Origin of the sequence: Nocardia tenerifensis NBRC 101015 (assembly GCF_000308715.1) — a bacterium.
Lineage (GTDB): Bacteria > Actinomycetota > Actinomycetes > Mycobacteriales > Mycobacteriaceae > Nocardia > Nocardia tenerifensis.
The window spans coordinates 17,442-32,449 of record NZ_BAGH01000609.1; the positions used below are offsets into that span (position 1 = coordinate 17,442).

The 15,008-nt window shown below is 67.2% G+C and carries 5 protein-coding genes; all 5 read left to right on the plus strand.

What is annotated here, in order from left to right:
* Positions 1-42: 42 nt before the first annotated feature.
* The 5 genes from ON39_RS43370 (at position 43) to ON39_RS43390 (ending at position 14,897) form a co-directional block, all read left to right on the plus strand.
* On the plus strand, positions 43-2,121 hold the full coding sequence (locus ON39_RS43370) for an MMPL family transporter (protein WP_157195645.1): 2,079 nt from the start codon (positions 43-45) through the stop codon (positions 2,119-2,121).
* Between the two features lie 11 nt (positions 2,122-2,132).
* Positions 2,133-7,934: a type I polyketide synthase gene (locus tag ON39_RS43375; protein WP_157195646.1), complete on the plus strand. Its 5,802-nt coding sequence runs from the start codon at positions 2,133-2,135 to the stop codon at positions 7,932-7,934.
* Positions 7,935-7,937: 3 nt separating this feature from the next.
* Positions 7,938-11,936, plus strand: a complete 3,999-nt coding sequence (locus ON39_RS43380; protein ID WP_040742922.1) for a type I polyketide synthase — start codon at positions 7,938-7,940, stop codon at positions 11,934-11,936.
* A gap of 68 nt (positions 11,937-12,004) precedes the next feature.
* Positions 12,005-13,021: a 3-oxoacyl-ACP synthase III family protein gene (locus ON39_RS43385; protein WP_040742923.1), complete on the plus strand. Its 1,017-nt coding sequence runs from the start codon at positions 12,005-12,007 to the stop codon at positions 13,019-13,021.
* A 13-nt stretch (positions 13,022-13,034) separates the two neighbouring features.
* Positions 13,035-14,897 (plus strand): acyl-CoA dehydrogenase, encoded by a 1,863-nt coding sequence (locus ON39_RS43390; protein WP_040742925.1) that lies wholly within the window; start codon positions 13,035-13,037, stop codon positions 14,895-14,897.
* Positions 14,898-15,008: the final 111 nt, after the last annotated feature.

Here is a 15,008-nt window from a genome sequence, read left to right on the forward strand (position 1 = left end):
GAGCGGCATGCGTGGTCCACGGTTGCCGTTTGGGTGATCCTGATGGCGCTGGCGGCCGCGGGCGCCGCGAATCAGAACGCGCACTTGACGAGTGGCGGTTTCGAAGCGCCCGGAAGTCAGTCTCTGCGTGTCGACGAGCGAATAGCGTCGGACTTCCCCGCGGCGGCCGCCGCGACGCTCGCGGTGGTTCTGCGGTCGGACCCAGCGCAAGCGACGGTGCTGGAACAGGGCCGAGCGGAGGCGGTCTCGCGCCTCGGTGACGTGTCCGGTATCTCGATCGCCCCTTCGCCCCCGGCGGCGGGGCAGCATCCGGATATCCGCGTCATCCCCTTGATCGTCACCGGCGGCCAGGACTCGTCGATCGACATCGCGAAAGAAATCGCCAAGCGATTGGGTATCGAGCACCACAAACCCGCGCAGTTGGTCGACGGTCACGTGCAGGCTTATCTGACCGGACAGGGCGCGCTGTACGCGGAAGTGCAATCCGAGACGACCGACGCCGTCGCCAAGGGGGAACTGTTCGCTTTCCCGCTGATCGCGCTCACCCTGCTGCTGGTCTTCGGATCCTTGCTGAGCATGGCGCTGCCGATCGGGGTCGCCATGGCGGCTGTCGTCGTCACCGGTGGGATCACCTACTTGCTCGCCCAGGTGATCAGCATGTCGATTTTCGTATCGAATGCCGTGTCGATGGTGGGTATCGGGGTAGCCGTGGACTACACGCTGTTCGTGCTCGTCCGTTTTCGCTCGGAGGTCCAGGGCGGCGCGACGATCGAGCAGGCCCGGCGGACCGCGATGCTGACCTCGGGACGTGCGGCCGTGCTCTCCGGTTGCACGGTCGTGCTGGCGTTGGCGAGTTTGTTCGTCATCGACTCGACGGCGTTGCGATCCATTGCCATCGGCACCATCACGGTCGTCGTGGTGGCCATGACCGCGACCGTCACGCTGGTGCCTGCCATCGTGGCGCTGCTCGGTGAGCGATTCGCGGCAATCAAACCGCGCCGCAATCGGTTTCGGCCCCGGCGCGATCCCGCCCGGGCCGGCGATTTCTGGATGCGATGGTCGGACGTCGTGATGCGCCGTCCGGTGCTGTTCGTACTCGCCGCTGCCGCGCTGTTGCTGGCGCTCGCACTCCCCGCCACCAAGCTCGAGATGAGCAACAGCGTGCTGCGTCAGCTACCGGACACCAATCAGGCGCGAGTCGGTACCGAACTCGCGGGATCGGTGCTCGGCCCCGGGACGGGCAGCCCGGTTCAAGTCCTGGTGACCGCGGCGGGCGACGCGGCTTCGCTGCCCGCCGACAGCCCCTCGGTGGCGGAAGTCCAGCGGATCATCCAAGCACACGGCGACGTCGCGGGCGACGTGTCGGCTACCGCGGACACGAGCGGGAAAAGCGTACTGGTACAGGCCGTTCTCACGTCGGATCCCGAATCATCCTCGGCGCGAGCCACCGTCACCGACTTGCGCGGCGCGCTCGGCGACATCGCCGGGGTCACCGCCCTCGTGGGCGGGACGACTGCCACCATCATGGACTTCGACGATCTGGTGTCGCGGGCGATGTGGTCGATCGTCGCGTTCATCGTGATCGCCGGATTCGCGCTGCTCGTCGTGATTCTGCGCTCGCCGGTCCTGGCGGCCAAGGCCATCCTCATGAACCTGCTGTCGCTGGCCGCCGCCTACGGCGTGCTGGTGATGGTGTTCGAGTGGGGATGGCTGTCGTGGCTCGGCATCCAGGCGGCCCCCACGGTAGACACGATCACACCGCCCCTGATTCTGGCCATCACTTTCGGTCTGTCCATGGACTACGAGATCTTCCTGTTGTCGAGAATCCGTGAAGGCTGGGAGGCCACCGGGGACAATGCCAAGGCCGTCGCCGAGGGGCTCGCCGCCTCGGCGCGCTCGATCTCGAGCGCGGCCCTGCTGATGGTGCTCGTCTTCATCGCCTTCGTCCTCACGGGATTCCCGTCCGCGCAGCGCCTTGGACTGGGGTGCGCGGTTGCCGTCGCGGTCGACGCGACAGTGGTGCGCCTGGTGCTCGTTCCGGCGGCCATGCGGCTGTTCGGGCGCTGGAACTGGTGGTTCCCCGGCAAGCGCGCGCCCGACCGTGTCGAAGTCGAGATATGAAGGAGCCCAAGATGAATCGCGCCTCGCTCGCCGCCAGGCTGGCCACCGTCGAACCGTCGCGGAGATTCGATGCGGTGCTCGCCGAGGTGTGCGACATCGCGGCCGGGATGCTCGACGGGGGCACCGCGGTCGAGGTGGACCGCCCCTTCCACGATTACGGTTATACGTCGCTGGCGGCGGTCGAGTTCACCCGGCGCCTCTCGGCCGCTGCGGGTTTCGAGATCCCCGCCGTGCTCCTCTTCGAGCATCCGACACCTACCGCGGTGGCCTGGTACCTGTATTCGCACTTCGATTCGGTCGCTGCCGGCGGCGGTTCCGGCGACCCGGCGACGCCGCCGCGGCGTCGGACCGAGGCGGCCGCCACCGCCTCGACCGATGAGCCGATCGCCATCATCGGCATGGCGTGCCGGTATCCCGGCGGGGTCGCCGCGCCCGAAGACCTGTGGCGGCTGGTGGAATCCGGTACCGATGCGATCACCGGGTTCCCGGCCGACCGGGGCTGGGATCTGGCGGGGCTGTACCACCCCGACGCGGACCATCCCGGAACCACCTACGTCCGGTCCGGCGGCTTCCTGGACCGTATCGACGCATTCGATCCGGAGTTCTTCCAGATCAGCCCCCGCGAAGCGCTCGCGATGGATCCTCAGCAGCGGCTCCTGTTGGAGGGGGCGTGGGAAGCCTTCGAACACGCCGGAATTCCGATGTCGTCCCGCACCGGCAGCAAGACCGGGACATTTCTGGGCCTCTGCGGATCCGACTACGCGTGGGTCGCGCAATCATCGAGAGCGGAAGTCGAAGGGTATTGGGGAACGGGCACGGCGGGTAGCGTCGCGTCCGGTCGACTCGCGTACACCTTCGGGTTCGAGGGCCCGGCGATCACGGTCGACACCGCGTGCTCCTCGTCGCTGGTCGCGCTCCATCTGGCGGCGGCGTCGCTCAGATCGGGTGAATGCTCGCTGGCGCTCGCCGGCGGCGTCACGGTGATGACGACGCCGAATATGTGGCTGGAGTTCACCAAGCACCGGGCGCTGTCGCCGGACGGGAGATGCCGCTCGTTCGCCGCCGACGCGAACGGGACGGCCTGGTCGGAAGGCATGGGACTGGTTCTGCTCGAGCGGCTGAGCGACGCGCGACGCCACGGCCGACGAATCCTCGGCGTAGTTCGCGGATCGGCTGTCAATCAGGACGGACGCAGCAACGGCTTGACTGCTCCGCGGGGCGGAGCGCAGGAGGCCGTCATTCGGCAGGCGCTGGCCAATGCGGGATTGACCGGCGCCGACATCGACGTGGTCGAAGCTCACGGTACGGGCACACCGCTCGGCGACCCGATCGAGGCGCGCGCGCTGCTCGCCACGTACGGGCGCCAACGCCCGAGTGATCGTCCGCTGCTGCTCGGGTCGCTGAAGTCCAATATCGGTCACACCCAGGCGGCGGCGGGCGTCGGGGGCGTCATCAAGATGCTCCTCGCAATGCGTCACCGAATGCTGCCGCGCAGTCTTTACGCCGGCGAACCGACCCCGGATGTCGATTGGTCGAGCGGCGGTATGTCGCTGCTGCGCGATGCGGTCGAGTGGGCGCCCGGCGCACGACCGCGCCGAGCCGCGGTCTCCGCGTTCGGGGTCGGCGGCACCAATGCTCATCTTATTGTGGAAGAGCCGCCGGCCACGCCCGAGAATCCGGCAGTGGCGGCCGGGGCTGTCGCCTGGGTGCTGAGTGCGAAGACACCAGCCGCCCTGTCCGAGCGACGTCGGTTGCTGGCCGAATTCCTCAGCGACGGAGTGGAATTCGACCCGCTCGAGATCGCGGGTGCGCTCGCGGCCCAGGACCAGCTGCTCGAGTATCGAACCGTTGTGGTCGGCACCGGCCGAGGCGAACTGCTCGCCGGACTGAGCCCGCTGGTCAACCCGTCCCCTGCCGAAGAGTCCAGCGGGGCCTCCCAAACGCCGCGGGGGAAGATCGCGTTCGTATTCCCCGGCCAGGGGTCGCAGTGGCGCGGAATGGCGGTGGAGCTCTTGGATTCGTCGCCGGCCTTCGCGCAGACGTTCCACGATTGTGCGATCGCGCTGGCGCCGCACCTTGACCGCCCGCCCTCGGATCTCGAGGCGATCGTTCGCGACGGCGACGAGGCAGCTTTCGAGCAGGTCGATATCGTGCAGCCGGTATTGTTCGCCGTTCTCGTATCTCTCGCGACGTTGTGGCGATCCCATGGGGTAGCGCCCGATGTCGTCGTCGGGCACTCGCAGGGCGAGATCGCGGCGGCCTATATCGCCGGTGGCCTGTCGCTCGACGATGCCGCGGCGGTGGTGGCTCTGCGTGCCAAGGCGATCGCCCGGCTGGCCCGCGATGGCGGCATGATATCGGTCGCCGAGTCGGCCGAGGCCGCGGCCGCGCGGATCGAGCGTCACGCCGGGGTGTCCCTCGCGGCCGTCAACAGCCCGGCTTCGGTGGTGATCTCCGGCGAGCGTTCGGCGTTGACCGCGATCCTCGCCGAATGCGAGCGGGAAGGGCTGCGAGCCAAGCGGATTCCGGTCGACTATGCGTCACACTCCGCCCATGTCGAGCCGCTCAAGTCCGAACTGGTACGAGCGTTGTCGGACATCTCGCCGCGCAGCGGCCAGGCGGACTTCTGTTCGAGCGTCACCGGGAACCTGCTGGACACGGCTGATTTGGACGCGAGGTACTGGTACCGAAACCTGCGTCGCACAGTTCGGTTCGAGTCGGCCGTCTCTCGTCTCATCGATATCGGTGTCCGCACGTTCATCGAGATCAGCCCGCATCCTGTGCTGGTTTCGGCGATCGAGGAGACCATCGAGCATGCGCCGACTCGCGAGGGACGGATTCATGTCACCCCAACGGTCACCAAGCACGATGGGGGTCTGACCGCGTTTCTCGGATCGGTCGCGAACCTCTACACCGAGGGCGTGCCGGTCGACTGGCGACGCGCCTATCCGCGAAAGCTGGATCTGGGCATCGACCTGCCGACCCATCCGTTCGACCGTGATCGGTACTGGATCCGGCCCGGCCACCTCGCCGCACCGTCGGAACTCGGGCTGACTTCGGTATCGCACCCGCTGTTGACCGGCAGCTTGAAACTGGCCGCCGAGCCGGGTTGTCACGTGTGGACCGGCACGTGGTCACTGGCGGAGTATCCGTGGATCGCGGACCATCGGGTGTGCGGTGCCGCTCTCGTGCCGGGCACAGCCTTCGTCGAGCTGGCCGCGTATGTCACCGCCGCGGTCGGTGGCAACGAGGTCGAAGAACTCCACCTCGAGGCTCCGTTACCACTCCCGGACTCGGGCTCCGTCCGGATTCAAGTGTGGGTGGGCGCGCCCGACTCGAGCGGTAAACGAGCGCTGGCTATCCATTCCGCCGAAAGTGACGCCGCGAGTGGACCGAACTGGCAGCGGCATGCGACAGGCACCATCGCCGAGACCGAGGATCCGCTCGAGGCGAACCCCGGATTCGCGGCGGCTTGGCCGCCCGCGCAGGCGACACCGATCGACCTCGGCCCGATGTACGGCGAACTCGCGCGCGAGGGACTCGGCTACGGACCGGTGTTCCAGAATGTGCGCAAGGCTTGGTCGGCCCGGGGCGATATCGGCGAATTGCTGTTCGCCGAGGTCGAATTGCCCGGTGAACTGCGGGGCAGCTCATATGCCGCGGCGCATCCCGCGTTGCTGGACTCCGCGTTTCACGTCGCCCTGGAGCACGGCGCGGTGGATCGGAATCCGGAAGAGGTATGGATTCCCTTCTCGTGGCGCAATATTCGCGCCCTACGGCCGTCCGAAGCGCGCAGTTCCCTGCGGGCCGGCATCTGCCGGACCGGTGACCGTCAGGTCTCGCTGACCGCGACCGACCAGAACGGGGTACCGGTGCTATCGGTCGGGGAAGTGGCGCTGCGACCTATTCCCACCACCATGTTGTCGGCGGCGGTGGCTGCGCCCGCCGAGCCCTTTCACAGCCTGCGCTGGATTCCGGTGACTCGCCCGATCGAGCCGTCCGCCGCGCGTCGCTGGGCCGTCCTCGATCCGACCGGTGCATTCGACTGTGCTGGAATCGATCTCGACCGCTGGGACGGCATCGGCTCATTGATCGAGGCCATGGACCATGGTGCCCCCGCACCGCATCTGGTCCTCGTCCGGCTCGAGGGAACTCCGGAGCGATCCGCCGATGCGGTCGAAGCAGGCCTGCGCGACGGGCTCCGGCTCGTACAGCGCTGGCTCGCCGACGATCGGCTGAGCGATGCTCGATTGGTCCTGCTCACCACGGGAGCTACCGGGTCGAGCGAGCGGGTATCGCTCACCGCGGCGGCGCTGTGGGGGCTGGTCGGCAGTGCGCAATCCGAGCACCCGGGGCGGTTCACACTGGTCGACCTCGACAATCCGGCGAGCACACACCTGCTTCCCGCCATCGTGGAACTGCCCGAGCCCCGCATCCGAGTGCGCGGCGGATCGGTCGAGGTGGCAAGGCTGTTCGCCGAGCCACGGCGCTCGACCGAGAGCTTTCAGCCCGACGCCGAGACGACGATTCTCATCACGGGCGGAACCAGCGGCATCGGCGCCGCGATCGCCCGCCATCTGGTCGATCGCGGCGCCCGCCACCTCGTCCTGGTGAGCAGGCGCGGGGAGCGTGCGGCGGGCGCCGAAACTCTCGCCGCCGAACTGCGTTCCGGCGGGGCGGTGGTCACGATGGCGGCCTGCGATGTCGCCGACAAGAACGCGATGAGCGCGATCATCGATGCCATCCCGGCGGCGCACCCCCTGGCCGGGCTGATCCACTCGGCGGGCGTGCTCGACGACGGCCTGATCGCGACACTGACCGAGAAGCAACTGGCCAGGGTATTGCGGCCGAAAATCGCCGGGACCCTGATCCTGCACGAGTTGACCGAGCACCTCGACCTGAGATTCTTCGTGCTGATGTCCTCGCTCGCCGGTGTCATCGGTGCTGCCGGACAGGCGAATTACGCCGCGGCGAACTCCTTCCTGGACGCCATGGCCCGGCTACGCCGTAGCCAGGGACTAGCGGCCACGTCGATCGCCTGGGGTCTCTGGGCGGACGCCTCGGCGATGACAGAGCATCTTGCCGGTGGCGGAGTCGCGCGGCTCGCCGGGCGCGGCCTGGTCCCCATGCGCACGCCGGAGGCGTTGGGAATGTTCGATGCCGCGGTCGGACAGCCGGACGCATCGATCATCGCGGCGTCGATCGATACGCGGGCTCTGCTCGCCGACCGGGCTTCGGGTGGGTCGGCGCCGATGTTCGACACCTTGCTGCCGGACCTGGGCGAGGAGCGTAGCGACCGGGTGGCCGACCCGCTCGAAAACCTTGCGGACCAACCGGATTCGGACTGGGAAGCCGCGTTGACGCGGTTCGTCCGGGCCGAGATCGCCGCGGTGCTGCGCTTCGGCGATGGTCCGTCGTTGCCCGTCGACCGATCGTTCCAGGAGCTCGGACTCGACTCGCTGGGCGCGCTGCAACTGCGCAACCGCATCAACGCGAGCGTCGGGCTGAGCATGCCGGTTTCGGTGGTCTTCGATCACCCGACGGTCACTCGGCTCGCACAGCACGTGACGGCACAGCTACGGCAGCGGGATCGTGCGAATCGACAGGGCGTCGTGGCCGGGGCGCTCGCCGACATCCGACGCCACGTGCGGGCGTTGGATGTCGACGACAGATCGTCCGCGCTGGCCGGTCTGACGGATTTGGTCCGTGAGCTGAGTACTGGACCGTCTTCGGACGAACCGCCGTCGTCGATCGAGACAGCCTCGGTCAGTGAGCTTTTCGACATGATCGACAATGACATGGGGGTGGCTTGAGTAATGGGGGACGAGACGGCAGGGGCGGAGCAAACCCTCCAGTACCTGCGGCGGGTGACGGCCGAGCTCGATCGGACGAGACGGCAGTTGCGGGAGGCCACCGAGCGCGACCTCGAACCCATCGCGATCGTCGGCATGGCCTGCCGCTATCCGGGTGGAGTCGCCTCGCCCGAGGACCTGTGGCGACTCGTCGTGGCAGAGACCGACGCGATCTCGGACTTCCCGCGCGACCGCGGCTGGCCGGTCGACGAGCTGTACGATCCGGACCAGGACGCGCCGGGTAAGACCTATACGCGCCACGGTGGATTCCTCAGCGACGCAGCGGGTTTCGACGCCGGATTCTTCGGCGTCGGCCCTCGTGAAGCCGCGGCGATGGACCCTCAGCAAAGAATGCTGCTGGAGTCGGCGTGGGAGGCGATCGAGCACGCCGGAATCGTTCCCGGCGCTCTCCGGGATGGCTCCACCGGTGTTTTCGTCGGCCTCATGCACCAGGAGTATTTTCTCGGAGCGCGCGCCGACGCCGACCGCTTCGGCGGCCTGTGGGGCGTGGGAAACGCGGGCAGCGTCGCCTCGGGACGCATCGCGTACCACCTAGGCCTCACCGGGCCCGCACTGACGGTCGACACCGCATGTTCGTCGTCGCTGGTGGCTGTGCACCTCGCCGTCCAATCGCTGCGCCGCGGCGAGTGCACCAGCGCCCTCGCCGCCGGGGTGACGGTGATGTCGAGTCCCAGCGTATTCGTCGAATTCAGCAGGCAGGGCGGCTGCTCGGAGTCGGGACGATGCCGATCTTTCGCCGCCGCGGCGGACGGAACGGGATGGGCGGAGGGCGTCGGCACGATCGTGCTCATGCGCCTGGCCGACGCCGAGCGGCACGGGCATCAGGTGCTCGCGGTCATCCGGGGCACGGCGGTCAACCAAGACGGCGCGAGTTACGGGCTCACCGCACCGAATGGCGTCGCACAGCAACGTGTCATCGCTGACGCGCTGGCCGACGCTCGGCTAGGGCCGGCCGATATCGATGTCGTAGAGGCGCACGGTACCGGAACCGTGCTCGGCGATCCGATCGAGGCGCAGGCGCTACTCGACGTTTTCGGGCCGGGGCGGTCAGCGCAATGTCCACTGTATGTGGGGTCGGTGAAGTCCAACATCGGTCACACCCAGGCGGCGGCAGGCATCGCGGGGCTCATCAAAATGGTCATGGCACTGCGCCACGACGCGATGCCGAGAAGCCTCCACATCGATAAGCCCACACCGAAACTCGACTGGACATCCGGTCGCGTCGCCCTGCTCGAGCAGACACGACCATGGCCCCGCACATCCGACCGGCCGAGGCGGTTCGGGGTGTCGGCCTTCGGGATCAGCGGAACCAACTGCCATGTCATCGTCGAGGAGGCCGGCGCGGCAGAACCTCTGCCGGAAACTCCGGGATCTTCCGAAAAATACTTCAGCTGGATCCTTTCGGCACAGACCATTCCGGCCCTGCGCGACCAGCTGAAGCGTCTGCACACCCATCTGACGGACGATTCGCAATCGACACCGGCCGAGCTCGCGCGGGCCCTCGCGACGACGCGGACGCACTTCGACCAGCGGATAGCTGTAGTCGGTTCGGACCGGCAGAGCATGGCCGACTCGGTCCTCGCTCGCGCCAGGGAAGTGGACTCGGCGGCGGTGCGGGCCGCACACGAGGGCCGCGTCGCGTTCATGTTCACCGGCCAGGGAGCCCAGTACGCGGGCATGGGGACGGAACTCGATGGCCCAGCTTTTCGCGTCTACACCGAAACACTCGAACAGGTCTGCGCGGCCTTCGACCCTTACCTGGGCGCCGCGCTCATTTCAGCTCTGTCGGATCCCGATGCGTTGGCATCGGCCGGCGTGGTGCAGCCCGCGTTGTTCGCGGTGGAGGTCGCGCTGTGCCGGCTGTTCGAAAGCTGGGGTGTACGAGCGGATTACCTGATCGGCCATTCCCTCGGCGAGTTCGTCGCGGCCTACCTGGCAGACGTTTTCACACTCGATGACGCTTGCCGGGTCGTGGCCGCACGCGGTCGCCTGATGCAGTCATTGAGCACCGATGGCGCGATGTATTCGATTCAGGCCTCGGAGGCGGAAGTCCGCGCGTCCCTTGCCGATGCTTCTCGGATCGCTGTCGCCGCCGTGAACGGCCCTCGTTCCGTCGTCGTATCCGGCGACGCCGAATCCGTGGCCGCATGCGCTGATCTGTGGGCAACGCGCGGCAGGCGAACTCGAAGTCTGCGGGTTTCCCACGCCTTCCATTCGCACTATGTGGACGCCATCCTCGAGGACTTCGCGGCGGTCGTCGAGAGCGTGCACCTGAAACCGCCTGGGACCCCGATTGTTTCCGGCATGACCGGGCGGCCGATCACCACTGCCGAAGCGACAGACCCCGGCTACTGGGTGCGGCAACTGCGGGCGACGGTTCGTTTCCACGACGGGATTCGCTGGCTCGCCGGTGCGGGCGTCACGCATTATGTGGAGTTGGGGCCCTCCGCCGTACTCACCTCGCTCGTCGACGAGTGCCTCCTCGGGACCGGTGACGAGGCGAGAACCGTCGCCGCTCTCGATCGCGAGGTTCCGGCCGCGCAACAGGTCGTCGCGGCCGCGGCAGCGCTGCACAGCAATGGCGTACCCATCGACTGGGACGCTTACTATGAGAACTCCACGGCGGGTCGCTGTTCGCTGCCGGTCTATGCCTTTCAGCACACACGGTTCTGGGTTCCTGAAACACCCTCCGGCATGCGCACATCCGCTATCACCAGCGGTGACACCGAGATTCGGCTTCAGCCCGCGGCGGTGAGTGCGCCACAGCGATGGCGAATCCCCGCCGACGACCCGGCGCCCACCTTGCTCGAACTCGTTCGGGCGGAGTTCGCGCGGGTGCTCGGCGTGGACGAACCCGCCTCGATCGACCCGGACCGCAGCCTGCTCCAGCTCGGCATCGAGTCGATGAACGCGGTTCGCCTGCACAAGCGATTCGCCGCCCTGACCGGGGCCGAGCTGCCGCCGCCATTCCTCATCGACAATCCCACCGCGACCGCGGTGGTGCGCGCGCTGCTTCCGTTGGTGGAACGAACAGCCGCGGCCGGGCCCGCGCGGTCGGCCGCGACCGGACACGGTGTCGCCTCGGGCGTGGTGGCGGGCATGGACGGCGCGAGCGGAACTCTGACGACGCTGCTGTCCGTCGCGGTGGCCGAGGGCACCGCGGCCGACATGATCGGTATCCTCACGGCAGCGTCCAGAGTGCGCGCACCGCGTCCGGCGGACGGGCAGAGCTCCGACGGGGTGGTGCTGCTGGCAGACGGTCCCCGCGATACAGAAATCATTTGTGTCCCATCGTTTCTGGCCGGATCCGGGCCGCATCAATTCCTCCGCTTCGCCGGTGCCCTCTCCGATCGCGGTCGGGTCCGTGGACTGACGCTGCCCGGTTTCGGCAACGCGGACCCGCGTCCCGAGTCCTGGCAGGGTGCGATCGCCGCGGCGGCCTCCGCGATCGCCGGGACGACCGAGGAAGCCGATCGTATTGTGCTGGTGGGGCATTCGATGGGAGGCCTGCTCGCCAACGACATCGCGATCGAACTCGAATCGCTGGGTTATCCGGTGTCGGGTGTGGTCATGCTGGACACCATCGAGCCCGACCAGGAACTCCTCGACGACACCTTCGCCTGGGCGATGGGGCATATCGTGCGACGAGACCCCGACGGCGCGGTGATCGACGACGGCAACCTGCTCTCGATGGGAACCTATCTCGACCTGTTCGGCCAGTGGAAAGCTCCTGACAGCGAAGCACTTTCGGCCGCCTCCGTGCTACTGGCCGCGGCGCGCACCGTCGACTCGGATCCCGACTACACCTGGCGTCATTGGGATATCGCGGACGAGGTGATCAGGGTGGAGGCCGATCACTTCTCCATGCTGGAGGCCGACGCGCGAGTGTCGGCGGATTCGGTACTCGATTGGCTTGTCCGGCAACGCAACCGGCGCGACTAGAGGTGTGAGGAGGACGCGCATGAAGCAACGGCTCGGCACTGTCATCGGAGAATTCTTGGGGGAGATCCGTGCGTGACGTAGGAATCGTGGGATTCGGAAGCTATGTCCCGGAGAGAAGACTCGGCGTCGAGTTCTTCGGTGACGCCGCCGCGGCCCAGGCGACCTCCACGGCGCTGATGCGCCCGCCCCGCTTTCGGCACCATGTCGCGCCGGACGAGCGAGCGGCCGAGATGATCGAGCGTGCGGCCAGAGCCATGTTCGACAGGCTGGCGCTGTCGCCCGAGGACAACGTCGACATCCTGCTGACCAATGTTCTTCTGCCGGACGCACTGTTCACCGGATCGGGTGCGGAGGTGGCGAGCCTACTCGGGTGCCGTCCCAAGGTCATCCTCGACCTGCACAACACCGGCTGTGCCTCGTTTCCCTACCTGCTGAAGCTGGCCAAGTTGCTGATCGACAGCGGGGAAGGCGATACGGCGCTGATCGCCAACGTGCAGAATTCGGCGGGCCAGATCTTCGCTCAGGACCAAGTGCGCGGGCGCGGCCATGCGTCGACGCCGGGTGACGGCTGCGGGGTCGCCTATTTGACGGCCGGCGGGCCGTCCCCCATCCTCGGTGTCTTCACCAAGAACAGTCCGGAATATGCCCGCGATGTTCGGCCGGTGCGCCCGGACGGCAGAAAATACTGGGAGCCCGGCGACAGCGAAGTCGATGTCGAGTTCGACCGGGAGCTGGGGGCCGAGATCATAGCTCGCGGCAATCGCCTTGTGCCCGAGGTGGTTTCGGGTGTCTGCGACACCGCTGGAATAACGCCGGACGATATCGACATCCTGGTCACCAACCAGCCGAACCGGATCTTCCTGCAGAACTGGTCGAAGGATCTCGGACTCAAGTCCCACCAGCACCTCGACACCTTCGACCTGTTCGGCAACCTGTACGGGGCGGCTGCCCCGATAACCATGGATCACGCCATCCGCGACGGCTCGATAGATCACGGCGATCTGGTGGTGATCGCCGGGTTCGCCCACGCGGGCGACTTCGCGGCCGCCGGTCTCGTGCACTGGCACGGCGCGGCCCAGCACTGAGAGATGGATGAGAATGAGTCATTTCCGAAGCAACGTCAGAGACCTCGAGTTCAACCTGTTCGAGTCGTTGCGCCTCGGCGGACTTCTGGATTCGGGCGCCTTCGGCGACCTGGATTCCGAAACGGTGCGCACAATGTTCGAGGAGGTTCGCCGACTGGCGGAAGGGCCGCTGGGCGCCTCGCACATCGACGCCGATCGCCACCCTCCGGTCTTCGATCCGGCAACATTCAGCGTGCGGCTCCCGGAAAGCTTCAAGCAGAGCTTCGGCCTCCTCCAGAATGCCGGATGGGCCGGGGTGGGAAACTCGATCGAGCTCGGCGGCCTCGGCGCCCCGGCGGTGGTGAACTGGTCGATCGCCGAAATGATCCTCGGCGCCGCGCCCGCCGCGTATATCTACGCCACCGGGTCGGCGTTCCTGAATGCCCTGCACAAGAGCCTCACCGACGAGCAGAAGCGATGGTCGGTACTGATGTCGGCCCAGAACTGGGGCGGCACAATGGCATTGACCGAGGAGCACGCCGGTTCCGATGTCGGGGCGGGCGTGACGAAGGCGATCCGGCAGGAGGACGGCTGCTGGCATATCGAGGGCACCAAACGCTTCATCACGAACGGCGACTCGGACGACCTGTTTCCCAACATCGTTCACTTGGTGCTGGCCCGCCCCGAGGGCGCCGTGGCGGGGACGAAGGGCCTGTCCCTGTTCCTCGTGCCCAAGTTCGACTTCGACCACGAGACCGGTGCGCTCGGCGAGCGCAACGGTGTCTTCGTGACCAACCTCGAGCACAAGATGGGCTTGAAGGTCTCGGCCACCTGCGAGGTCACCTTCGGCGGCCATGGCATCCCGGCCAAGGGCTGGCTGGTCGGTGAGACCCATAATGGCATCGCGCAGATGTTCGAAGTCATTCGGTCGGCTCGAATGATGGTGGGCGTCAAGGCGACCGCGACGCTCTCGTCGGCCTACCTCCATGCTCTCGGCTACGCCAAGACCCGCGTCCAGGGTGCCGATCTCAGTCGGCTGGCCGACAAAACCGCACCGCGGGTAGCGATCACGCGCCATCCGGATGTGCGTCGCTCGCTCATCTTGCAGAAGGCGTACGCCGAGGGTTTGCGCGCCGTATACCTGTACACCGCGGCCCACGGTGATCCCGTTGTGGCCGAGCATGTTTCAGGTGCCGACGCGGCGGTGGCCGCCGGCGTCAACGATCTGTTACTGCCGATCGTCAAGGGCGTCGGCTCCGAGCGGGCCTACCAGTACCTGACCGAGTCGCTCCAGACCTTCGGCGGCTCCGGCTATCTGCAGGACTACCCGATCGAGCAGTACATCCGCGACGCCAAGATCGACTCGCTCTACGAGGGCACCACCGCCATCCAGGCGCAGGACTTCTTCTTCCGCAAGATCGCCCGCGATCGCGGCGTCGCGCTGGCCCACGTGGCCGGCCAGGTGCGCAAGTTCATCGAGCGTGAGGGTGGCAACGGCCGCCTGAAGGCCGAGCGCAAGCTGCTGACCACCGCTCTCGAAGACGTGCAGGGCATGGTGGCCACCCTGACCGGGCATCTGATGGCCGCCGAGCGGGATCCGAAGGAGCTCTACAAGATCGGCCTCGGCAGCGTTCGCTTCCTGATGTCCGTCGGCGATCTGCTCATCGGGTGGCAGCTGCTGCAGCAGGCCGAAATCGCCATCGAAGCTCTGGACAATGCCGGCTCGAGCGACTCGCGAGCAGTAGGAGAGGCCGACTCGAGCCAAGCGTTCTACACAGGCAAGATCGCGACCGCACAGTTCTTTGCGCGGAATATCCTGCCCGAGCTGACCACGACCCGTACCGTGCTGTCGAACCTCGACAACGACATCATGGAACTCGACGAGGCGGCGTTCTAGCGACGAGTGGCTAGGGCACGCCGAGGCATCACGGCTCTCGTTCAAGTGCTGCGCACTGCGATAGCTGGCGAGTCGGTGAGCATGGGCGGAATAGTGACGGCGAGGTCGGCG

Excerpts from the sequence above, each read along its gene's own strand:
- ON39_RS43390 (WP_040742925.1), top strand. The coding sequence starts at position 13,035 with ATGAGTCATTTCCGAAGCAACGTCAGAGACCTCGAGTTCAACCTGTTC.
- ON39_RS43370 (WP_157195645.1), top strand. The coding sequence starts at position 43 with ATGGCGCTGGCGGCCGCGGGCGCCGCGAATCAGAACGCGCACTTGACG.
- ON39_RS43380 (WP_040742922.1), top strand. The coding sequence starts at position 7,938 with ATGGGGGACGAGACGGCAGGGGCGGAGCAAACCCTCCAGTACCTGCGG.
- ON39_RS43375 (WP_157195646.1), top strand. The coding sequence starts at position 2,133 with ATGAATCGCGCCTCGCTCGCCGCCAGGCTGGCCACCGTCGAACCGTCG.